We start from the raw sequence: 24,485 nt of genomic DNA, 5'->3' as shown, positions 1-24,485 counted from the left end.
AACAAATAAACCTGGAACGCATTGCCAATTGCGTTAAATGATTTTAAAGATAAATTTTATGGTGAAAAATTATTTTTTAACGATCTGCCTGTTTGTTATTGTTGCTTCGTACGCTAAGGCGCAGCAAAAATTTAATGGTCTTGATGTGGGGTTGGGTAATCTTTACCGGGTATCCGATGCCAAAACAAGGTCGATAAGTCCCGAAAATTTTACTGGCGAAAAGGGTAAAGGTGGCATGGCTACCGAAGGCACCGGAGCCAATGCCGCCCGCGATCTGGGGCAAACCTGGAAGGTAAGCCCAAGCGTTGTTATAAAAAAGCACACCACATTTACTGTTGCCGAAATAAACGGTTCGGGTGCTATTCAGCATATCTGGATGACGCCTACCGGTAACTGGCGTTATTCTATCATCCGTTTTTATTGGGACGATGAAACCACCCCTTCGGTAGAGGTGCCCGTAGGCGATTTTTTTTGTATGGGATGGGGCAAATACGCGCCTGTACAATCGCTGGCGGTGGCGGTTAACCCGGGCAGTGCTTTTAATTGTTACTGGCCGATGCCTTTCCGCAAAAAATGCCGCATCACCATGGAAAATATTGATGATGCCGATATGGTGCTCTATTACCAGGTTGATTACATCTTGACGGATGTGCCCGAAGATGCCGGTTATTTCCATGCGCAGTTTCGCAGGGTAAACCCGCTGCCTTATAAAAAAGATTTTGTGTTGGTGGATAGCATTAAAGGTAAAGGCCAGTATGTGGGTACCTATATTGCCTACGGCTCCAACAAAAACGGTTGGTGGGGCGAGGGCGAGATTAAATTTTTTATGGATGGCGATACCAAATTCCCCACAATAAACGGAACAGGCACGGAAGATTACTTTTGCGGATCGTATGATTTTGATACCCACCACAAGGATGCCGAAGGCAAGGAAAAACCGGGTACAGAATATACCGAATTTTGCAGCCCCTACAGCGGCTTGCCACAAGTGATCCGTGGCGACGGACATTACGGCATTGCCCAGCGCTTCGGTTTGTACCGCTGGCATATTGCTGATCCCATCCGTTTTGAAAAAAGCCTGAAAGTTACCATACAGGCCTTGGGCTGGCGGCATGATGGCCGTTACATGCCTTTGCAGGATGATATTGCTTCTACCGTTTTCTGGTACCAGACAGGCGAACACGGCCCTTTTCCTAAATTACCTTCACGCGACGAACTGGAAGTAAACTGATGAAACTATATAAATTAGCCAAAGGCAGCTTACTGCAGCATAACGGTTCGTCGTATATTATTGACGACGAATGGGATAAACTGATTAACCGCGATGAGCTGGCTGCATACCTCGAATTAATCACTACGGATACTACCGCTTTGGCAGCTGATGTAGAAGCCGAGTACCTGAACGGAAAAATACTACCACCGATTGGAAACCAGGAGGTATGGGCGGCAGGTGTAACCTATTTACGCAGCCGGGATGCCCGCATGGAAGAATCGGAAACAGGCGCAAGTTTGTATGATAAGGTTTATGATGCACCCCGGCCCGAGTTATTTTTTAAATCGCTTGCTCATCGTGTATCGGGCCACAACGGCGAAGTTTATATCCGTAAAGATTCGGATTGGAATGTTCCCGAACCCGAGCTAACCTTGTTTATAAACAGCAATGGCAGGATCCAGGGATATACTATTGGCAACGATATGAGTTCGCGCAGCATCGAAGGCGAAAATGCTTTGTATCTGCCCCAGGCTAAGGTGTACGAAAAAAGCGCTGCGCTGGGGCCATGCCTGTATGTTACCTCGTCGCCTATTTCGGCCGAAACGGCGATCGGCATGAAGATAAAGCGTAACGGTGAATTGATTTTTGAGGATGAAACTACTGTATCGCGCATTAAACGCTCGTTTATCGAACTCACCGGGTATTTATACAGCGAATGCGATTTTCCTTACGGATGCTTTTTAATGACCGGGACTTGCCTCGTTCCGCCACCTTCCTTTGCTTTGCAGGTTGGCGACGTGGTGCAGATCAGCATCGACCATATAGGTACAATGATAAATACCGTGGCTATTAATAAAAAGCATAATCACTAAACAAAAACGAATAAGTAATACAACCAACCAATAAATACTAATGTCAAAAAACAACACGCTATTTGCAGTAGCATTAATTACCTCCCTGTTTTTTATCTGGGGATTTGCACTTAATCTTAACCCGATATTAATTCCGCACCTTAAAAAAGCCTGCCAGTTAAATGATTTGCAATCATCGCTTATCGACTCGGCGTCCTATATCGCCTATTTTATTCTGCCTATTCCCGCCGCGCAGTTCATGAAAAAATATGGCTATAAAGGGGGGATTATTTTAGGCTTGATACTTTTTGCTATAGGCGCGTTCCTGTTTTTCCCGGCGGCGGCAGTTCGCAACTATGCCTTCTTTTTAACGGCGCTGTTCATCGTTTTTTCGGGCGCAGCTTTCCTTGAAACAGCTGCCAATCCTTATATCACCGTATTGGGCGACCCTGCAGGTGCCGAGCGCCGTATCAATTTCTCCCAATCATTTAACGGCCTTGCGGCTACGCTTGCACCCCTTATCGGTGGAAATTATATTCTTTCAGGAAAAGTATTAACCGATGCCGAATCGAGCAAAATGTCGCCCGAACAGTTAAATGAATATCTTAATCATGAGGCTTCATCGGTACAAATTCCGTTTTTAGTAATAGGTGCCGTGGTGCTTGTAGTGGCTTTCTTAATTTACCGTACACACTTCCCGCCAATTGTTGAAGAAACCAGCGAAGACGCTATGAATGATCACAGGCCGCTGGGTACCCGTATAGCCGAGCTGTTGACAATAAAAAGCCTGAGGGCGGGTATCTTTGCCGAGTTTTTGTACGTTGGGGCACAAGCCGGTGTAAGCAGTTTCTTTATCCGTTATTCAGAAAAAGTTGCCGGGTTTGCCGAAAAGCCTGCTTCTTACTACCTCACCATTGCCTCTGCAGGTTTTATGGCGGGTAGATTTATAGGCACTTTGCTGATGCGCTACTTTAACCCGGTTAAATTGCTGATAACCTATGCCGTTATCAATATCTTCCTGATAGCCCTTGCGGTAACATTGCATGGTGAAATTGCCGTTTACGCGTTGATGTGTACCTGGTTCTTCATGTCTATCATGTTCCCTACCATATTTTCATTAAGTATCCGCGGTTTGGGCGCTAAAACCAAATTAGGTTCATCGCTGGTAATTATGGGTATTGTTGGTGGTGCTATATTCCCTGTAATCATGGGTCGGGTATCTGATGCTACACACAGCATTCAGTGGGCCTACGTTGTACCGGGCTTTTGCTTTTTCGGGATATTACTTTTTGCTATTAACAATTATAAAGTTAAAAAGCTGGCCATATCAGGCTCGCATTAATATTGATCTATCTATTATAAATAAAAATGAATTTACAACTTACAGATAAGGTAATCATAGTTACCGGCGGTGCAAAGGGCATAGGCGAGGGTATAGCAAAGGTTTTGGCATCAGAAGGTGCCATACCCGTAATTGTGGGCCGTAACGAAGCGGACAACCTGAAAACCGTGCAGGAAATTGAATCTATAGGCGGCGAAGCGCACCAGGTAGTTGCCGAATTAACTGATCCCAAAGCCAGCGAGAACGCCATTAACGAGGTAGTGGCCAAATACGGCCGCATTGACGGCCTGGTAAACAACGCCGGCGTAAACGATGGCGTCGGCCTTGAAAGCGGCGATTACAAGGGCTTTATCGCATCGCTGCATAAAAACGTAGTGCATTATTACCTGATGGCGCATTATGCCCTGCCCGAACTTAAAAAATCAAAAGGGGCCATCCTTAATATCACCTCAAAAACTGCCGATACCGGCCAGGGAAATACATCAGGCTATGCGGCATCAAACGGAGGCCGTAATGCGCTTACGCGTGAGTGGGCTGTTGAACTGTTAAAATACGGTATCCGGGTAAATGCCCTGGTAGTGGCCGAATGCTGGACCCCGCTTTATGCCAACTGGATTAAAACCCTGCCTGATCCTGAAGCTAAACTGAAGGAAATTGAATCGAAAATTCCGCTCGAAAACAGGATGACTACTGCCGAAGAGATTGCCAATACTGTGGCGTTTTTACTGTCGCCGGTATCAAGCCATACTACAGGGCAGTTAATTTATGTTGATGGCGGGTATGTGCATTTGGATAGGGCTTTGGCTAATGCTTAGTTTTTAAGTGCGCAAAGGTGAATTGTTTAAAATTTTGAGCACGCAAAAACGCGGAGACGCAAAGTTTTTAGGTTTGCATAGTTTGAGATTTTAAGCACGCAAAGAGGCTAAGACGCAAAGCTTTTTGATGGAAGCATCCCCGCCGTTGTTGGTGTTGTCACCATAGCCGTTAACTTAAGGGTTAAATCGTTAAAAAGCAGGGGAATTTGCGATTCCCCTCTTGAGAGGGGTGGAGGGGGTGTATTATTCTGCATGCGGCTTATCGCTTGTATAACACACCCCTGCTCCCACTCTTTCCCATCGCGCCCCCTCTCAAGAGGGGATTTTAAACGCGATTAGGCTAAAATATTCGCTTATGTTAACGGCTATGGTGTTGTCACCAACATCATTTCGTGCCGCTATGCTCTTATATAGTATTAAGCCACGCGCAGGTATCGCGTATAGCTGTTGATGACCAAGCCAACAACGGCAAGGATAGAAAATCAAAAAACAGCCATATAAAAGACCAAGTCCCCGATTTGCAAACAAATCGGGGACTTGGTCTTTATACTACAATATAATTTAAAAGGTCGTCATAACGAAAATCCTTTCAAATACTCCTTCCCCTCGGTACCCCAATCTTTCATTGCGTTTTGTAAAACGGTCATGAAGCTTTTATTGGTGGCTGCTTTACCTTTTTTAGGTGCTGTTAGCGATTTTTCGTCGATAGGTAGTTCGCTAACTTTGGTGGCAAACCAGGTTACGTTTTCGTGTGGGAGGGCTACCCCCAATATCATCCCCGGCAAGCCATTAAATGATTCGGGACCGCCCGAAACAGGGATTTCCTCGGTATAAAATGCTACTACGTAAATCGAATCGAGGATCAGTCCGTTGGCCCGGCGACACGGATAGCCTGCAATTTCGCGGGTTTCGCCGGTAAGCTTCCATTTAATGCGGCGGGTAGTATCTTTTACTAAAAAGGTTTCTTCAAATACACTTTTTTGGCTGGTGCTCATTCCGGTGTTGAAATCAGAAAATATAGTACTGTTTTGTGATACCATCATCGGCTCGCTCCAATAACCGGCCGTTGGTGTTTCCGGCTCAATAGGTGTAAACAAGGTTTGGTTGTTGCCAAATTTCAGGGTACTTTTTAGTACTTTAAACTGAGGCTTGTTTTTTTTGTATTGTTCGTACCTGGGCTGGTACCAGGTTTCATTGTCTTTATTAATAGCTTTTTGCAGCATTGCCCATACATTTGATGTTTTGTCGTATTCAATAACACCATGAAAGGTAAAATGCTTGTTGGCCTGCGCCATCAGCAGGTTGGCAGTTAATATAAGTAGGGTTGTAAGGGTTAATATCTTTTTCATAACAAGGTTTATTTTTTAGGTGCGCCGCCTCCAACTTTATTAAAATCCCAGGTGAGTGAGAACATGAAGTATCTGCGGATAGTGGTATAACGCTCCTGGGTAAGTACGTTTGCCGATCCGGTACGGTTATAGCCGGTATTTTGGTTCAGCAAGTCGTTGCCCGTAATAGAGGCCTTTAAAGCATCTTTCAGGAAGGTACGCGAGATATTTGCATTCAGCAAAAAGCGTCTGAAATCCTGCGGGAATGATTTGGTAGGGGCGTTATAAGTATAGTTGCCATCTGTGCCGATCTGGAATTTGCCAGGCAGATAAATATTGAAACCACCATAAGCATTAAACCCTCTGCCGTTATTGTTTAAAGCCGAATTTAACGATGACGAGTTTACGGTATAAGTAGGGCCGCCTGAAATCCAGGCATCATATTTCCTTTCTTTATACTTAGAAAACCGGATGTTGCCCGAGTAATTGTATGCTTTGGTTTCATTCAGCACATTGTTTGACAGGTTATAATAGGTATTACCGCTGGCTGATAACTCGAAACCGGCGTTAATATCCAATCCCGGAATTTTACGCTCAAAATAACTGTTTGCCCAAAAGTTATTGGTTGAGCGATTTTTAAGGTTTGACGATTGATAAGTGCTGATACCCGTAGTAGTATCGCGCACCACATTGCTCACAATAGGATTACTGGTGGTTGAATACGAACCGCTGATCCAGATGTACTGGTTGCTGATTACTTTATACGAGTTATAGCTGATGTTATAACGGTTGGTGAACGATGGTTTTAAGGCCGCGTTACCAGTTTGAATATTGAGCGGGTCGGTATTTACACGTACGGGTTGGATCTGATCAATATTGGGTTGCGTGGTGTTACCGTTATAGCTTATCCGCACGCTTGATTGCTTGCTGAACTTATATTGAAAGCTGGCCTGCGGATACCAGTTGGTGAAGTTGCGGGTTAAATCGGCCATGCGGCCAAACTCATCAACCTGTTTAAATTTGACGCCGGCTACCTTGGTGCCAAAGTTAAACGAGAACTTTTGTTTTTGTACGTTAAACACGGCACCGCCCTGGTTTGACAACTGGTTAAGTTTATAATCGCTGCTGTAAACACTATCTAACGTATTATAAACGGTGGTATTACCGGTATTGGGTTTATTAAAGGTACGCCTGTCGTTAGTGGCATTGTTTACAGATATGGCATAGCTTAGGGCCAAAGTAAAATCCTTGGCCAGTGGTTCGGTATAGGTGATATTGGTGTTGATGTTGGTACTTTTGCTTTTGTTAACCTTGTACTGATCAATAGTGGTATCTCTTGCAAAAACACCAACCGAATCATAAAACGTGGTGTTCGATTTCAGAAAACCTTTCGAATCGCTGTCGTTATAGCCTGCCCTGAAGTTTACCGATAAGGTGCGGCTTTTCTTTTTAAATTTTTTGGTATAAAATGCAGTAGCGTTAAAAACCTTGCCATCAACATCGGCACTGTTATCGCGCGAGTTGGTGTTTATGCGGCTGCCATCCAACCGGTTGGTTTGTGTATTGAATATGCTTTTGGTATTACTGTTTCTTAAAGTACCGTCTGCCGTTATTTTCAGGTTCTGCATCGAATCTATTTTGACCTGGTAATTCAGATCCAGCTTCTGGCGGAACAGGTAATTGTGATTATACTGATCGCTGTTTACAGTTGATATGTTACCCGGAAAGTTGTTTTGCTGCTGGGTATTTTTGGTGCCATCAACTGTAAGCGAGCCGATTTTGTAGTTGGTGTTTAACGATTCTTTATCGCCGTTCCATTTAGTATCATAGTGCGCGCCACCGGTACGGGCTACGGGTTTGCCTTCGCCATCATAACGGCCGTTAAAGCTGTCAAGATCATCACCCCCGCCACCAAAAATATAGAAGCCGCCATCATCGCCAAACTCCATGTTACCGCCGCCGCCGTATTTGTTGTTATCCTCCCAGCCCAAACCGGTTTTGCCGTTATTGCCTAAGGTGCCATAAAGCGAAAATTTTTGCTTGCCTTTAAAGCGGTTAAACAAAGCCTGCCCCTGGTAGTAACCATCGGTACCAAGGCCACCGTCAAGCTTGCCAAAGTAGCCGTTCTTTTTATCTTCTTTTAATTTAATGTTGATGGTTTTATCTTTCACGCCATCGTCAATACCGGTAAAGGCTGCCTGGTCGCTTTTTTTATCATACAGCTGTACTTTATCAACCATATCGGCGCGCAGGTTTTTGGTAACCAGGGTTGGGTCGTCGCCAAAAAACTCTTCGCCATCAACCAGTACTTTTTTTACCGTTTGGCCCTGCGCGGTGATTTTACCATCCTTATCCACCTCAATGCCCGGAAGCTGCTTCAGCAGGTCTTCCACCTTCGAGTTGGGTTGGATATTATAGGCGGCCGGGTTAAACTCGGTGGTATCGCCTTTAATTTTAATGGCTGCGGCTTTGCCTTTTACAATTACCTCTTTTAAAAGGCGCTCTTTAAGCAGCATACTTACGGTGCCAAAATTGTGGGTGGTATGTGCCGAATCTAAAGTAAAGCGCTCTACAAAATCGGCATAGCCGGGGTAGGTAGCCACTAAAATAAATTTGCCTTTGTTAAGATTGCTGATGGTGAAAGTACCATCATCTTTAACCCGGGTAAATTTTTGAAGGATGGAATCTTTAGCGGTAATTACGCTTACACTGGCATTGATAAGATTTGAGTTGGCTACCGTATCGGCCACTTTACCTTTTACGCTATAGCCGGTTTGAGCAAATGAAGTGGTAAAGCCGAAGCAAAGTAGCAATAGTCCAATAAATGTGATTTTCATAAGGTTCGTTATGGGAGCCAAAATATAACTAAATAGTTAGTTATGCAAGCTATTTAACATTTAGTACTGTACATTTAACATTTCATCGCTAAAATTTAACATTTGGTCTCGGTTTTAGGAGGCGTTTTGTTAACAAACCTTGCCTTCTGCCAGACAACTGAATACATAACTTATGTGGATTTAGGTTATCGGTTTTTAAATGTTATCTCTCCTCGTAGCTAAAAAAACTCTATTTTAGCACATTATTCTAACCTATAGCGCCGCCGGTTTTGCGTGTTTAAACAATGTTTTTTAAATGATAAAAAAAGATAAAATTTTAATGCTTCGTAAAAAGGCATGTAAGATTGTATTGCTTTTTATTATGCTGCTCCCTGCGCTAAAAGGTAATGGCCAGGGCCTCCAGTTCGGATCGAACGACAGCCTGATGAGCAAACGCACCTCGTACCAGGTGTTTAAGCAAGACCCTCCTACATTTCACAATCGTGTTGTTATCTCCTTCGATCTTTCGTTATGGGATAATCAACACCTCGGTTATATTTTAAATTTAACCGATGTAAAAGGTAACTCCTATAGCCTGAGCTCTATTTACAACATGGGGTCCTTTCTTAATTTTAATATTGATAGCCGTAGCAATAAACTGAATATCCCGCTTGCCAATAGCGTGTTAAAAAGGCGCAAATGGATGAAGATTGTGGTGGATCTGGATTTGAAAGGCGATAAGGTGGGTGTTTCGGTCGACGGTAAATGGTACCGCGCCGGTGGTTTGGGTTTTGATGGTAAAATGACTGCCAGGATCACGTTTGGAAAAAACGAACATTATTCGGACGTGCCCAATATGGCTATCAAAAATCTGGTAGTAAGCAATGATGATGATCGATACAGCTTCCAGTTAAATGAGTGGACCGGCAACGATGTGTACAGCGCCGAAGGAGATGATTTGGGCCATGTTGATAACCCGTCCTGGCTCATTAACGAATCGTATTTTTGGAAGCAAAAGTATACGCGAACGTTTAATGAGGTTGCCGGCTTAAATTTTAACCAGCGTACAGGGCAGTTTTTTATTTTTAAAAACGATTCGGTTTTTTATTATGACAACGAACGCGGCAATGCCTGGGCCAAAGCCTTCAAAAAACAACTGGATGTACCACTACACCTCGGTAAAAGCGTTATTAATGTAAAAGAGAACAAATGCTACCTGTACGAAGTGTTACGGGCGCCAAAGCCATCTCCCAGCATAGCGGCTTTTAACCTTGACAGCCTTACCTGGGATTTTTATGGCCGCGCAACCATTACCGAGCAAAGGCATCACCATAATATATTTTACGATAAGGATTTTAATAACCTGTACCTGTTTGGCGGTTACGGTTCGTTTAAATACTATAAAGATTTTTTTAAGTACGATAAGATAACGGATAACTGGCAGATCCAGAATTTTACCGGCGATGTGATCACCCCCCGCTTTTTTTCGGCCAGCAGTACGGCCGATAGCAATAATGATGTTTATATTTTTGGCGGTTATGGCAACCAGTCGGGCAACCAGGTGGTTGGCGGGATGCACTATTATGATTTGTACCGGGTTAACTTAAGTACCCATACCGTTAAAAAACTATGGGATATAAAGCCTAACGAAGAAGCCTTTGTGCCGGCCAATAACCTGATCATTTCAAAAGATAAGCAGTTTTTTTACGCGCTTTGCTATCCGCACGAAAAACCAAAAACCGCCATGCGGCTTTACAAGTTTTCGATAAAGGACGGATCGTACCAGATAGTAAGCGGAACGATCCCTGTTGTATCCGAACGCATAGAAACAGATCATAACCTGTTTTACAATGCCACGCAGGATGTGTTTTATTGTACCACGCAGGAGTTTATTACACCATCGCAATCGGTAATAAAGATTTTCGCCCTTACTGCGCCTCCGGTAAGCGAGCTGGATTACCTTGCAGCACATCAGCCGCGCCAAAAAACATTTACGCTGTACCGGGTTTTGGGCGGTGTTTCAGCCCTGCTGCTGTTAGCCGGCATAGTGATGTTTTTTCTGAAACGAAAAAGAACTGATGATGAGGTGCCCGCTCCGGCTGGTAATGAAGCGCCTGTTATTACCTATAGGGAAGAGAACGAGCCCGGCAGCAGGGCTAACGCGGTGTACCTGTTGGGTGAGTTTACCGTATTTGATAAAAACGCGAAGGATATCACTTACCTGTTCAGCTCGAAAATTAAACAGCTTTTTATCCTTATTTTATTGAATAGCCGTGATAAGAGTGGCGTGATCTCTAAGAAGATCTCCACTATTCTTTGGCCTGATAAAGATGTAGCTAAAACCAAAAACATCCGCGGAGTTACCATCAATCACCTGCGTAAGATCCTTTCGGATATTGAGGGGCTGGAACTTACTTTCCTTAATGATACCTATAGCTTTGTTATAGCCGATGATTTTTATTGCGATTACTTTATTGTAAGGGACGATCTGAAACAGGCCGGCAATGCTGAGCAATCTTTATTTAACCACTTTGATCTGGTAGCACGCGGCGGATTACTGCAGCATATTCCCGAAATTTGGCTGGATGATTTTAAACAGGAGTATGAAGAAGCCCTGATGCCGGTAATTTTGCCGGTGATTAAAAAGGTTTACGACTCGTTTGATTATAAAAGAGCGCTTGAAATCTCGCGGGTTGTTTTAAATATCGATCCTTTTAACGATATCGCTATTAAATTTAAAATCAAAGCTTTGCGCCGTACCCGTGGCATTGAGCATGCCCGCAAAGTATATGATGAGTTTGCTGCCGAGTACGAAAAATCGTTAGGGGAGGAATACCACGTTCCTTTTGAGAAGATCTGCTCCAATAAATCGGATGAGCGTTAATAGCTAAATTTAAATGGCTGTTAATTAGTGTGTTTTGAAATTGTAATGAGTTTTTTTTAATAAATACTACTAAATATATAGATTTAATAGAATATTTATATATTTGCCACAGATTAGTTTGTGAATGGGGTTCATTTCAAACTAAACGGCAGGCGCTGGTTCGGCAGCAAAAGGTTGGTTCGATTCCTCCCCTGCGTCTCTTCTCTCTCATGATTTATGTTTTATAATTGGTTAGCAAAAAGAGTATTCCTGCCCATCAGGAACTCTTTTTCATTTTTTGATGGTCAGGGATAAAGGAACAACTAAAACTACAGTGCTTTAATATCTTTTGTTTTGGACCTGTGCGCAGGCAGCGTTAGGGATTGAAGCGGAAAGCCCGGAGCGCGGGCGGGATTGAGTGTAGGCAAGGCGAGGACTTGCAGCGTAAAGCCCGGCCGAAGGCAACGCCCTGATTCAGTTGGCAGTTTTGAGTTGGCAGTTTGCAGTTGAAAAATGTATGAAATATAAAAGCGAACTTTTTTGGAAGATATGTTAAACGGCCTCTTCATATATTGAAGCAACGTTCTTTCGCAAATTTTAACCTAATCACCCGCTTAATCTGATTTTTCGGATAGAAAATACTTATTAAAAAAATTTAAAAAGTTCTTTTAATTCAAATTATGTTTTATTAAGTTTGTATTGATAATGCACAGCTTATTATTATACGTATTTTACTTTACCCTCATGTCGGTGAGGATAAACATTTTTGTTAATTGGTTTGATAAAAATCCTCGCCCCGGCGGGGGTTTTTTGTATAGCGGCTTTTTTAAACTTTAAACAATTATAACATATAGGTTCTGAACAAATTATGGCACGATTAAATTTATTGGAAGAGACACGGTATGAAAAGTTACCGGTAAGCGTTTACAGCGATGCTAAAACGGCTTCGGTAGCTGTAGCCAACCGGATAGCTAAACTGATTAAAGCAAAACAAGCCCGGGGCGAAAAAACGGTATTGGGCCTGGCCACAGGTGCAACCCCGGTTGCGGTGTATGGCGAGCTGGTGCGCCGGCACAAAGAAGAAGGCCTGAGCTTTAAAAACGTGATCACTTTTAATTTGGATGAGTACTACCCGATGAAACCCACAGCAGCCCAAAGCTATGTGACGTTTATGTACGAAAACCTGTTTAGCCATATTGATATTGATAAAAATAACGTGCACATCCCTGATGGCACATTAGATGCCGATGAGGTAGTAGCTTTCTGTGTGGAATATGAAAGAAAGATTGAAGAGTTGGGCGGCCTTGATTTGCAAATATTGGGTATTGGCCGTACCGGTCACATCGGTTTTAACGAGCCGGGTTCGGCACCAAACTCGGGTACCAGGATGGTAACGCTTGATGACCTTACCCGTCGTGACGCCGCAAGGGATTTTGGTGGTAAAGCGGATGTGCCAACCAAAGCCATTACCATGGGTATCGGCACCATTTTTAAAGCCCGTGAAATTATCCTGATGGCCTGGAGCAAAAAGAAAGCGCAGATCATTAAGAAAGCTGTTGAAGGAGAAATCTCGGGTGAAGTACCGGCTACTTACCTGCAACTATCAGATAATGTAGAGTTTGTATTGGATGTTGAGGCCGCATCAGACCTCACCCGTTTTGATACCCCATGGCTGGTGAAAGATTGTGTTTGGGATAACCAGTTAAAAAAGAAAGCAGTGATCTGGCTTGCAAACGAAATTAACAAACCTGTGCTGAAATTAACCGAAGAGGATTATAACACTCACGGCATGGCCCAACTGGCTGTTGAGCAGGGCCCGGTTTACAATATCAACATTGATATTTTTAACCAGATACAGCATACCATAACCGGCTGGCCGGGCGGCAAACCTGATGCCGACGATTCGCAAAGGCCGGAAAGGGCATTGCCTGCCAAAAAACGTTCAATCATTTTCTCTCCGCACCCGGATGATGATGTGATTTCGATGGGTGGTACCTTTATCCGTTTGGTTGATCAGGGCCATGATGTACATGTTGCTTATCAAACCTCGGGTAATACCGCGGTATGGGATGATGATGTGTTAAGATATATGGAGTTTGCTATCGATTTTACTAAATCCATCGGTGAAGACAGTACACATCTTCAAAAGTCGTACGAAGAAATGCGTGCTTTTTTCCCTACCAAGCAACCTAACGAGATAGATACGCAGGAGATTCGTAATGTAAAGGGCTTCATCCGTAAAACCGAGGCTATTTCGGGTGCAAGGTACGCCGGTTTACAGGACGATCATATCCACTTTATGGCTTTACCTTTTTACGAAACAGGTAAAACCAAAAAGAACTCGGTAGGAGAGGAAGACGTTCTGTTAACCATCAATCTGCTGCAAAAAATAAAGCCACAACAGATCTTCGCGGCCGGTGATTTTGCTGATCCGAACGGTACCCACCTGGTATGCTTTAAAATTATCCTTGCTGCTTTGGAGAGATTAAAAGGCAAAGAGGAGTGGGTTGAAGATTGCTGGCTTTGGATGTACCGCGGCGCATGGCACGAGTTTGAAACCCACGAGATTGAGATGGCTGTACCATTGTCTCCACAAGAGGTGCTCCGCAAGCGTAACGCCATCTTCAAACATCAATCGCAAAAAGACACCCCGGTATTCCCGGGTGATGATGCGCGCGAGTTCTGGGTACGTGCCGAAGACCGCACCCGCGATACCGCCCAGCGTTATGACCGCCTTGGCTTAGCCGAATATGAGGCAATGGAGGCATTTGTGAGGTATAAATTTTAAGTTTTTTGTTGATGGCACATGGTTGGTGCCCCATGAAATAAGGAATAATTTTCAACCCGGATGCCGCAGCTTCGCGGCTGATTATAAAGAGCCTTATGAAGTTTGCTTCATGAGGCTCTTTTATATCCGGTAAAGTCGGTTTCACAACTCGATGATATTTTTAATTACTATCAAAATAAGGCAGGCTACGCCGATAATATTTTAATTTCTTTAGCATATTTGGAAAGCCGAAAACTGCATTGAAATTATGCTCTTTAATTCCTTAAGCTTCATTGCTTTTTTTGTTATCGTAACCCCGCTGTATTTTATCCTGCCGCATCGGTTCAGGTGGATATTATTGCTGTTGGCCAGCTGCTATTTTTACATGGCATTTGTGCCCGTTTATATCCTGATACTGGGTTTTACTATTGTAATAGATTATTTTGCCGGCTTAAAAATAGAAAGTTCGCAGGGACACACGCGTCGCTTTTATCTCATCTGTAGCATTATAGCCAACGTTGGCATCCTTTGTGTTTTTAAATATTATAACTTCATCAACGGTAATATTTCCTGGCTTTTTAATCATTATGGCGGCACCAATCCGCTGCCTTACCTCAGTATTTTACTGCCCATCGGTTTATCGTTTCATACCTTTCAGGCTATGAGTTATACCATCGAGGTTTACCGCGGGAATCAGAAGGCCGAAAGGCATTTTGGTATTTATGCCCTGTATGTAATGTTTTACCCGCAATTGGTGGCGGGCCCTATCGAGCGGCCTCAAAATATAATTCATCAGTTTTATGTTGAGCAGCGTTTTGATTATAAACGCGTTACCGGCGGACTTAAGTTAATGCTATGGGGTTTTTTTTTAAAAGTGGTTATAGCAGATAATTTCGCATTGGTTGCCAATAATGTTTTTGACGGATATCAACATTTTGGCGCGGTAGGCACTATCATCGGTGTGTTATCATTCACTATTCAAATCTTTTGCGATTTTGCCGGTTACTCAAGCATTGCCATTGGTGCCGCGGCGGTAATGGGATTTGAACTCATGACCAATTTCAGGAGGCCGTATCTTGCCACCACTTTATCAGATTTCTGGACCAGGTGGCACATCTCGCTTTCAACCTGGTTTCGCGATTATTTATATATTCCATTGGGTGGTAACCGCGTAAAATTGCCGCGCTGGTGCTTGAACATCCTGATTGTATTTACAATAAGCGGCCTTTGGCATGGAGCCAGCTGGACATTTGTAATATGGGGCGCGCTTCATGGCAGCATCCTGATAATTGAACGTTTACTAAAACCAACGGGCAACCGACTTGCCCGGCTAACTGGTTTGGCAGGCTTACCGCTTTTACATAATTTGTTGAGAGGGATGGTAACCTTTATTATAGTGAGCATAGCCTGGGTGTTTTTTAGGGCGACCAATTTGCAGCAGGCCTTTTCAATGCTGAAGCACCTGTTTGCTCATTCAGATCTTAACGATGCGCGCGGGGCACTTGCACCATGGGGAAGGGAATCATTATCAAAGGTGCTGATGCTGGGTTTTACAGGTTTACTTTTATTTGTGCATCTATACCAGGAATTTGCCGGAAGCATAAGCGCGCTGATTGCAAGGCAGGTGCTGGTAGTAAGGTGGGGCGTTTATTTGTTGCTTATTTTTTCAATAATATTGTTCGGGGTATTCCAGAGTTCAAGGTTTATCTACTTCCAGTTTTGATATGGGCAGGTTTTTAAAAAAGATATTTTGCTTTTTATTGATTGGTGTAGCCATGGCTTACCTGCTGCAGTTTGCCATAGATACCGGTTTGCGCAAATCAGATTATTCGGCCGATTATAAAGTGTGGTACGATTTAATGAACTCGAGGATCAATGCCGATATCCTGATCCAAGGCTCATCGAGGGCCAGGATCCATATTTCGCCGGCGCTGCTCGAAAGCGAATTTGGTATGCCGGCATATAATCTCGGTATGAGCGGTACCGCCTTCGGTTTGGAAAATTATAGGTTTAACCAATACATCAAACACAATAAAAAGCCGAAGTATATAATACAGGTGGTTGATGTTACCACTTTTACCAATGCCGACGAGGTTGAATTTGTACAGTTTATCCCTTACCTGAACAAGCCTTTGATTGAAAAATTTAAAGGTCATTTTGATTATACACTGGCCGATCTGTACGTCCCTTTATATAAATACCGCACAGCCTACGGCGCAACTACTGCCGGAATCAGGAATATATTCAGAACAAGCGTTGCCGACGATGGCAACTACAAGGGGTTTTGCAGCTATAACCGTCCGTTTAGCAATAAATCATTACTGGCCCTCAAAAAAAAGTACCCGGCAGGACTTAAAACCAGGATAGTTGATTCTATTTACCGCGAGTTTGTTGATTTTGTTGCTTATTGTAAAAAGGAAAATATAACGCTCATACTGGTTTGGGTGCCCTCGCTGGATCAATACCAGGCACATGTAAGGGATGCTAATAACATGCCCGGGCTATACAGCTCACTTGCACGAAAGTATGGGTTTAAATATTTCGACTATTCAAGCAGCCCTATTTGCAGGGATACATCCATGTTTTTTGATTACTACCACATGAACACCAAAGGAGTAAATGCTTTTGGTAAATACCTGGTGGAGGATTTAAAATCGGTTATTCATTAAAAGTTATGGGTGGGATATTGTAACGTTTGCAGATAGCTTTTTAATCAGGATTTTTGGTGATTAAATCTTAAAATTCCAATCCCGCTTGCTTGCTTGATAATACTCAACGCTTTTGAGTTACTCCTTTTTCATCATAATCTTTTTTACGTTTCCCTTACTATCCCGGATAGTTAACGTTACGCTTTGCTTCCCGTCAAGAATTCCTGTTTTTCTGTTAACCAATTGGCAAAGATCTATGGTTTCGGTATTCAGTTCATCAACAGCCAGGATCTGATCGCCGGGATCAACCTGGCCTTTTAATGCCTGCCATACTGTTCCAACTACAAAATGATTGCCTGATACGCTTGATTTAATTGGCCAGCTATTTTTCTCAATATGTATGGTGTCTGCTTTTGTATCGAAGTAAAACTGTTGGTGAATAAAATCTAAAGTAACGCCTCCATAGTCCAGAAGCCTGGTGCCCATCCGTGTCATGTTGCTTTTATTGGTCTCGCCGGTGAAATTGGTAAGTATATGTTGCCCTATTTTCATAGCCGGAAAAAGTATGCGCCTTGTGCTGTCGCTTTTTTGTAAACCGAAAAGGCTGCGGGCACCTGTTCCGTAGCCGGTGCTGATGGTAGTAAAAGTCTTGTATTTTTCAGCTGTCACCATGTCTTTTTCTGCAGGCACGAAGAGGCTGCTTTCGCCGCTATCGAAACCAATCATGAAAAAAAAGACATCTGCCGTCCCGACAAGGATATAAGGATAGCTTTGTATGGGATCGGTAACTAAGCGGGCCGCGTCCTTTTTGTTTAAAGATAGTTTTTTAGCATTATCAGTAATAATGATCAACTGTTTTACAGGATCGATCCGCACAATAGATTTCCGGAGAATATTGCTGCCTAACACGCCATCTATATGCCAGCAGGTATAAACATCTGATCCTGTTATCAGGCTCGGAATATTATTAAAGGTGGTATTACCCAGTTTAATTTCGGCCAGGTTAACTACATTTAATGAGTCTTTTCGCCCGGTAGCATCAACTATGGGAGTCCGTTTTATGCTTGCCGACTTTAATTCGGCGGCAAGATCGGGAGTAATTTGTACGGGTGCGCCGGTATCGAACAAAAAACGATGTTGTTTACCTGCAATTTCTACAGTAATAAACATCTTGCCCGATAGTTTTTCGTACGGGATTTCTTCGTAGTAGTTTTTAGCGTTTGTTCAGCCCTGGTTAAAGGTGAAAGGTTGCTGAGCAAAGGCGAGAGCACTGGTGAATAAAAGTAAGGTTGAGGTTAGGATTGTTTTCATGTAGGATGTGTGGCTTTAAATTTAGCGAAAAATAATAAGCGATAAATAAGAGATAGAATTATTAAATCCATTATATAAGCAGCTTATATTTATTCACATGCCAATGCTTATCCTTTGTTTCGATAAGATATCCAATAATCTCATTTTTGCGCTCAAGCCTTTCTGATATATCTCCTGTCCAAAAATCAAGTACTCTTTTTTTATTATATGTAATTAGTATAATGTGTTCTCCTACTCCTATTCCTCCGGTAAGGTAAGTGATCATAAAAAGATGCCCATCGCTGCCAACATTAATCAGTTCGCGATTGGGTAAATTGTCGTCCCATCCTCCATCACAACAGTTCCACTCTTTGCCCGGATCTGCTATTGAAAACCCATCAGCGGCAAAGGATGCTAAGAAATCTTTTACAACCGCCGGAATACCTTTAATGCTTGTGTGCAATGACATCGATGATTTTTTAAGATCGGCTATAAAAGCGTCAAGGTTTTTATCCTGTAATATGAGTGACTGATTAACTGAGGGAGAACCGGAGTTTCCGATTGGCCTTATACTCGAAATATGATGGGGCTGATAAGTAACGCTTCTGCCCTTTTTTAACTGCGCGTTAGCGGCTGTAAACAGGGAGATCAGGATTAAATGAAGTAGCAGAAATTTCATATAAGGTTGGTTTATTAGCTAACGTTGTAAATCATAAATGAGTATCCATCACACAATCACACAACAAAAAAGCCTCCCCAAACGGGAAGGCTTCCAATATTTAAATCCGAAATCAAAATTCCGATATCCGAAATTAAGATGCCATTTGCTTGCGGATGATGTTCAACGCGCCGCCTGCTTTAAACCACTCAATTTGCTGTGCATTGTAAGTGTGATTTACAGGGAACGATTCGGTTGAGCCATCTTTGTGGTGTAATACCACGGTTAACTGCTGGCCTGGGGCAAATGTAGTTAAGCCGGTGATATCGATGGTGTCATCTTCCTGAATCTTCTCGTAATCGTTGTTATCAGCAAACGTGATAGCCAGCATACCTTGTTTTTTAAGGTTGGTTTCGTGTATACGGGCAAATGATTTTACCAGTATGGCACGTACACCTAAGTGACGAGGCTCCATGGCAGCGTGCTCACGTGATGAACCTTCGCCATAATTTTCGTCGCCTACCACTATCGAACCAATACCTGCTGCTTTGTAAGCACGCTGGGTAGCCGGAACCGGACCGTATTCGCCGGTCAGTTCGTTTTTAACGCTATCGGCAGTAAGGTTAAAGTAGTTGATAGCACCGATCAGCATATTGTTCGAAATGTTATCCAGGTGACCACGGAATTTCAACCATGGGCCAGCCATCGAAATATGGTCGGTAGTACATTTACCTTTTGCTTTGATCAATAGTTTTAAGCCGGTAATGTCGGTACCTTCCCATGCTTTGAACGGCTCAAGCAATTGTAAACGTGATGAAGTTGGAGAAACGATCACTTCTACTTTGCTGCCATCCTCGGCAGGGGCCTGGTAGCCTGCATCTTCAACCGCGAAACCTTTTACCGGTAACTCGATACCTACAGGCTCGTCAAATTTAACCTGCTCGCCTGCTTCGTTGGTTAAGGTATCGGTAAGTGGGTTAAAAGTTAAGTCGCCCGCGATAGCGAAAGCGGTAACAATTTCCGGTGAAGCTACGAAAGCGTGGGTATTAGGGTTACCATCCTGGCGTTTAGCGAAGTTACGGTTAAACGAAGTGATGATAGAGTTTTTGCGGGTAGGATCGTCGGTATGACGGGCCCACTGGCCAATACATGGTCCGCAGGCGTTAGCCAATACCACACCGCCCATTTCGGCGAAGGTAGCTAAATAGCCGTCGCGATCAACGGTGTAACGTACCTGCTCCGAGCCCGGAGTGATGGTAAATTCGGCCTGGGTTTTTAATTTTTTATCGATAGCCTGTTTAGCGATAGAAGCCGAACGGGTGATGTCTTCGTAAGATGAGTTGGTGCAAGAACCGATCAAACCAACCTCTAATTTGGTAGGCCAGCCGTTTTCTTTAACAGCGGTAGCAAATTTAGAGATAGGCCAGGCCAGATCAGGAGTGAACGGACCGTTTACATGTGGTTCAAGCTCGCTCAGGTTGATCTCGATAACCTGGTCGAAATATTGCTCTGGGTTAGCGTAAACTTCCTCGTCGCCTGTTAAGTGTTCAGCGATAGCATCAGCTAATTCAGCGATATCGGCACGTTTTGTACCTTTTAAGTAAGCTGCAGCTTTTTCGTCGTAACCGAAGATAGAGGTAGTAGCACCGATCTCGGCACCCATGTTACAGATAGTACCTTTACCGGTTGCCGACATTGAACGGGCACCCTCGCCAAAGTATTCTACAATGGCACCGGTACCACCCTTTACAGTAAGGATACCAGCAACACGAAGGATTACGTCTTTAGCTGAAGTCCAGCCAGAAAGTTTACCGGTTAATTTAACACCGATCAGTTTAGGGAATTTAAGCTCCCATGGCAGGCCGGCCATAACGTCGCAGGCGTCAGCACCACCAACACCAATAGCGATCATGCCTAAACCACCCGCATTAGGTGTATGTGAATCGGTACCGATCATCATACCGCCAGGGAAAGCATAGTTCTCTAACACTACCTGGTGAATGATACCTGCACCGGCTTTCCAGAAACCGATACCATATTTATCAGATACTGAGGCCAGGAAATCGTAAACTTCGCGGTTAACGTCAACAGCAGTACTTAAATCTTCAACCGCGCCAATTTTAGCCTGGATCAGGTGATCGCAATGTACGGTAGACGGAACAGCAACCTTAGGCCTGCCAGCTTGCATAAACTGCAAAAGGGCCATCTGCGCGGTAGCATCCTGCATGGCTACACGGTCTGGTGCAAAATCAACATAATCAACCCCGCGACCGAATGCTTTTTGAGCATCGCCTTCGCTAAGGTGGGCGTATAAAATCTTTTCGGTTAAAGTAAGGGGTTTACCGGTCGCTTTACGTGCAGCCTCAACGCGGGTGCTGTAGCGGTCGTAAACCTTTTTGATCATATCTAAATCAAAAGCCATTTGTATTTGATTTTTAGGTGAAAAGTAAAAGAAATTGACGTTAAGCCCATTAACTGGCCTTAGAACGGCGAAATTACAAAAATTAACATTTAATTGCTGTCAGTGCCTTGTACAAATGTTATTTGGATATGTTCTAAATAAGTGATTGGAGGTTAGTTAGTGGCAGTTGCAGTTTAACACAAGTTGCAGTTTTGAAGTCGCAGTAGCAGTTGAAAAGACTATAAAATTACTGCTACCTGCTATTTGAAAACTGACTGCTACTGCGACTGCAAACTGCTACTTACTTCAATTGCTTCAATATCTCCTCAATAGCCCTATCCAATTGCGGGTCTTTATTTTCCAACCTGTCGGTAAAATTAGTGTTCACATAAATATCCGGCGATACACCATTTTTCTCAATGTCTTTACCATCAAGCGTGTAGCAACCCCATGCCGGGATGCGGTAAAACGAGCCATCAACCAAGCCTTTGCCGCTGGTGAAAATAATCCAACGGTAGGTTTCTGTGCCTACTATTTTGCCTAAGCCCAATTGTTTAAAACCTTGCGAGGTCATTTCGCCATCGCTCAGGGTTTGCTCATTCATCAAAAGAATAATAGGTTTTGCTGCCGGTGCAAAGTTAGGTTGCGGTGATTTTTTGCCATCGCGGTAGGCCCATTGTAAGTATGGCTTCTGCGACAAAAACTTTAACACATCATCGTGCACATTGCCGCCGGTGTTGTATCTAAGGTCGAGGATGAGCGCGTCTTTTTTATAAGCATCGTCAACCATATCTTCCATAAAACCTTCGAGGGCATCGGTACCCATATTTTTCATGTAGGAGTATGCTATGCGGCCTTTGCTTTTTTCGGCAACGCTTTTTGCATTGTTTGCTATCCAATCATCGTACAGGTTGCCTGCCAGGTCGCCGGTTGATTCGGGGTGAAGTTTTACTTTTACCTCCTTGCCCGCACGGTTAAAGGTGAGTTCAATTTCGCTGTCAACCTGCGGTTTGGTGAAATAGTAGTTGCGGTCCTGTTTTTCATCAACAGTTACGCCGTTTACCGCTTTCAGTATGTCGCCGGGCTTTACGTCAACGCCAGCTTTATCGGCATTACTGTGAATGGCTATGCTGCTCACTTTGTATGGCGCTTCGTTATCAAAAATTATCCCTGTTTCGATGGTGCGATAGGAAAGGGTTTTCTTTTCTTCGCTCCCGTTCGAGTAAAAGCCCTGGTGCGATGAGTTCAGTTCGCCCAGCATATCATTCAATAAAAGACGCAGATCCGACCGGTTGTTGATGTAGGGCACAAAAACCTTGTAGGTATCATGCACCTTTTGCCAGTCGGCACCGTGAAAGTTGCCGTCGTAGTAGTTTTCATCCAAACCGGCCCAGGTTTCATCAAACATCTGCGCAAACTCACCGGCCATGTTGCGGGTAAAACTTTCGTCAATGTTTATTTTATCAACTTTATTCGCATCAATGTTCAAAGTGTAAATATTGCCGCCTGCTACCAGGAAATACTTATCGCCGTTGCCAAAAATATCGAAGTTGCCAAAGTCGGCCCCGCCAACTTTTTCGGTTTTTGGCTCCTCAAAGTTTTCGAGCGTGGTGCGGTAAACCGCGCCTTTGCCTTCACTGTGGTTCGATGCGTAGTAAACCAGCGTTTTGTCGCCTTTTTGAATAACGTACGATCCCTGGGCCTGCCCAAACTCCGGGCTGATCCGCTCCAGGCGTTTCATCAACTCGTCGGTATCTATCGTAATCTCGGCAGGGGCTTTCGGCGTAGGCTGCTCAGATAGCGGTTTCTTTTTGTTGGATGCCTTTTTTTCTTTTTCTTTCGATTTGTTTTTATCGTCGTCTTTTTTCTCTTCTTTAAACAAAGCAGTGAATTTATCCATCCTGAATGGTTCGTCATATTTTTGAAGCGGCATACGGTAAACATGCGCGTCTTTCGAGCCATAAGGGTATTCGGGCTGTGTGCGCGACGATGTAAAGTAAATATACTTCCCATCCGGCGACCAAAATGGTGCCGCCTCAGTAACGCCGCTGTTGGTAAGGTTAATGATGTTGCCGGTTTTTAACTCGTAAACAAAAACATCCATTTCAAAATTGCGGTAAGCATTGTATACCACATACTCGCCATTGGGCGAAAATCTTGGTTGCGGATTATAAAAGCCCCAAAACTCATCTGTAACAATTGTTTTTGAAGTGAGGGTTTTCAGATCCATCAACTTCAGTTCGTTGCGGCCGCTCAGGTAAATAGCTTTTGAGCGGTCTTTATTCATATCCAACTGGCGGTCACTGCCCTTATCAGATGTAAGCTGCTTTTCTTGGCCCGTACCATCGGCCGCTATGGTGTACCAATTAGGGAAACCGCCCAATGTTTGGCCAAACAACAGGGTTTTGTTGTCGGCCATCCACTCGACCTCGGTAACACGCTCGCTGGTATTACGTTCCAGTTTTTTAATAAATTTACCTTCCGCGTCGCTTACAAACAGTTCGCCCCGCGATATAAAAGCCAGTTTTTTACCGTCGGGCGAAACCGCAGCCCCGCTAATTTTTCCGCCAACATCAAATGACTGTTCTTTAGGCAATACATTATTGCGAAACAGGTTTAAACTCAGTTTTTGTGTTTGTTTGGATGCCACATCGTACACAAACAGCTGGTAATCTTTTTCAAAAACAGCCTTGCTGCCGTCGGCACTTACCTGCGGGCGTTTAATGGACGTTGGGAATTGGGTTAAAGCGGTTTTCTTTCCGTCGATAAAAGTGTAGAGGTTATATTCTTCATTGCCTTCGTCGGATACGAAATAGATGTTTCCTTTTTTATCGATGGTGGTCCAGAAATCTTTGCCCAGCCAGTCGGTGTATTTTTTGTAGGCTTTTGTTTTGGGATTGTAAGATTGGATATCCGGGTTATAAGCGCCTTTGTAATGTTTACGGTTGGAGAAGAAATTGCTTTCCCAGGTATTGCTGAAAAACAACTCGCCGGTTTGCGGATGCTCTACCACGCCATGAATGGTATTGAAGTAATGCCCGAATAAGCGCACAGGCGTACCGCCCGTAGCCGGTACTTTATACTCGCTGAACCCATTATACCGGCCCGAGTAAAAATAAATGGATTTTGAATCCCAACTCCACGAATCCACATTATCGCCTGCATCATTGTAGGTGATCTGCTTGATATCGCCACCGGCCAGCGGCATCACGTATACATCGTTATTACCGAACTGGTTGGATGAAAAAGCCAGCCACTGCCCATCCGGCGATACCCGCGGACTGGTCTCCTCGCCCTGCATGGCGGTTAGTCGGGTGGCCGACGGGTTGTTAATATCTGCCTTCCAAAGGTCGCCTTCATAGCTGAAAATTACTGTTTTGCCGTCGGGCGTAAGGGTTGGGTTTGAGGTGAAATAGCTTGTGGTGGTTTGGGCATTAACGCCTGTTTGCCAAAAAGCGGCTGCAAACAGCGCGAGGTATCGTTTTTTCATCTG

Annotated in this window: 14 protein-coding genes; 8 read left to right on the top strand and 6 right to left on the bottom strand. The window is 43.8% G+C overall.

Annotation, left to right across the window (positions count from 1 at the left end; all coding sequences use genetic code 11):
• Window positions 1-58 precede the first annotated feature (58 nt).
• From HYN43_RS20445 to HYN43_RS20430, 4 genes are read left to right on the top strand one after another with little or no spacing between them, the layout of a single operon-like run.
• Entirely contained in the window at window positions 59-1,231 is a 1,173-nt protein-coding gene (locus HYN43_RS20445; RefSeq protein WP_245446961.1) for a glycoside hydrolase family 172 protein, read from the top strand.
• A complete protein-coding gene (locus tag HYN43_RS20440; RefSeq protein WP_119411093.1) occupies window positions 1,231-2,085 on the top strand; it encodes a fumarylacetoacetate hydrolase family protein in 855 nt (284 codons plus the stop codon). Before HYN43_RS20445 ends, HYN43_RS20440 begins: the two co-directional genes overlap by 1 nt.
• Before the next feature lie 40 nt (window positions 2,086-2,125).
• A complete protein-coding gene (gene fucP, locus HYN43_RS20435) occupies window positions 2,126-3,406 on the top strand; it encodes an L-fucose:H+ symporter permease (protein WP_119411092.1) in 1,281 nt (426 codons plus the stop codon).
• 26 nt (window positions 3,407-3,432) lie between these two features.
• On the top strand, window positions 3,433-4,221 hold the full coding sequence (locus HYN43_RS20430; protein ID WP_119411091.1) for an SDR family oxidoreductase: 789 nt from the start codon (window positions 3,433-3,435) through the stop codon (window positions 4,219-4,221).
• A gap of 572 nt (window positions 4,222-4,793) precedes the next feature.
• On the opposite strand, the gene HYN43_RS20425 is transcribed toward HYN43_RS20430, so the two are convergent.
• The gene (locus tag HYN43_RS20425) at window positions 4,794-5,570 is read right to left on the bottom strand and encodes a GLPGLI family protein (RefSeq protein WP_119411090.1); all 777 of its coding nucleotides are present in this window, start codon (window positions 5,568-5,570) and stop codon (window positions 4,794-4,796) included.
• Window positions 5,571-5,578: 8 nt separating this feature from the next.
• Window positions 5,579-8,386: an outer membrane beta-barrel family protein gene (locus HYN43_RS20420; protein ID WP_119411089.1), complete on the bottom strand. Its 2,808-nt coding sequence runs from the start codon at window positions 8,384-8,386 to the stop codon at window positions 5,579-5,581.
• A 295-nt stretch (window positions 8,387-8,681) separates the two neighbouring features.
• Here HYN43_RS20420 and HYN43_RS20415 point away from each other — a divergent pair, with 295 nt between their 5' ends.
• The 4 genes from HYN43_RS20415 to HYN43_RS20395 all read left to right on the top strand — a co-directional run bounded on the left by HYN43_RS20415 (window position 8,682) and on the right by HYN43_RS20395 (window position 16,664).
• Window positions 8,682-11,249 (top strand): Kelch repeat-containing protein, encoded by a 2,568-nt coding sequence (locus HYN43_RS20415; RefSeq protein WP_119411088.1) that lies wholly within the window; start codon window positions 8,682-8,684, stop codon window positions 11,247-11,249.
• An 847-nt stretch (window positions 11,250-12,096) separates the two neighbouring features.
• The gene (gene nagB / locus HYN43_RS20405) at window positions 12,097-14,016 is read left to right on the top strand and encodes a glucosamine-6-phosphate deaminase (protein WP_119411086.1); all 1,920 of its coding nucleotides are present in this window, start codon (window positions 12,097-12,099) and stop codon (window positions 14,014-14,016) included.
• A 247-nt stretch (window positions 14,017-14,263) separates the two neighbouring features.
• Window positions 14,264-15,718, top strand: a complete 1,455-nt coding sequence (locus HYN43_RS20400) for an MBOAT family O-acyltransferase (protein WP_119411085.1) — start codon at window positions 14,264-14,266, stop codon at window positions 15,716-15,718.
• A gap of 1 nt (window position 15,719) precedes the next feature.
• Entirely contained in the window at window positions 15,720-16,664 is a 945-nt protein-coding gene (locus HYN43_RS20395; RefSeq protein WP_119411084.1) for a hypothetical protein, read from the top strand.
• Between the two features lie 117 nt (window positions 16,665-16,781).
• Here the strand turns inward: HYN43_RS20395 and HYN43_RS20390 are convergent, their stop codons facing one another.
• The 4 genes from HYN43_RS20390 to HYN43_RS20375 all read right to left on the bottom strand — a co-directional run bounded on the left by HYN43_RS20390 (window position 16,782) and on the right by HYN43_RS20375 (window position 24,482).
• Window positions 16,782-17,813, bottom strand: a complete 1,032-nt coding sequence (locus tag HYN43_RS20390) for a retropepsin-like aspartic protease (protein ID WP_119411083.1) — start codon at window positions 17,811-17,813, stop codon at window positions 16,782-16,784.
• Window positions 17,814-18,024: 211 nt separating this feature from the next.
• The gene (locus HYN43_RS20385; RefSeq protein WP_119411082.1) at window positions 18,025-18,612 is read right to left on the bottom strand and encodes a hypothetical protein; all 588 of its coding nucleotides are present in this window, start codon (window positions 18,610-18,612) and stop codon (window positions 18,025-18,027) included.
• 133 nt (window positions 18,613-18,745) lie between these two features.
• The gene (locus tag HYN43_RS20380) at window positions 18,746-21,013 is read right to left on the bottom strand and encodes an aconitate hydratase (protein ID WP_119411081.1); all 2,268 of its coding nucleotides are present in this window, start codon (window positions 21,011-21,013) and stop codon (window positions 18,746-18,748) included.
• Window positions 21,014-21,293: 280 nt separating this feature from the next.
• On the bottom strand, window positions 21,294-24,482 hold the full coding sequence (locus HYN43_RS20375; RefSeq protein ID WP_119411080.1) for a S41 family peptidase: 3,189 nt from the start codon (window positions 24,480-24,482) through the stop codon (window positions 21,294-21,296).
• Between the last annotated feature and the right edge of the window lie 3 nt (window positions 24,483-24,485).

Source organism: Mucilaginibacter celer (assembly GCF_003576455.2).
Lineage (GTDB): Bacteria > Bacteroidota > Bacteroidia > Sphingobacteriales > Sphingobacteriaceae > Mucilaginibacter > Mucilaginibacter celer.
This window is presented reverse-complemented; position numbering and strand designations above follow the sequence as displayed.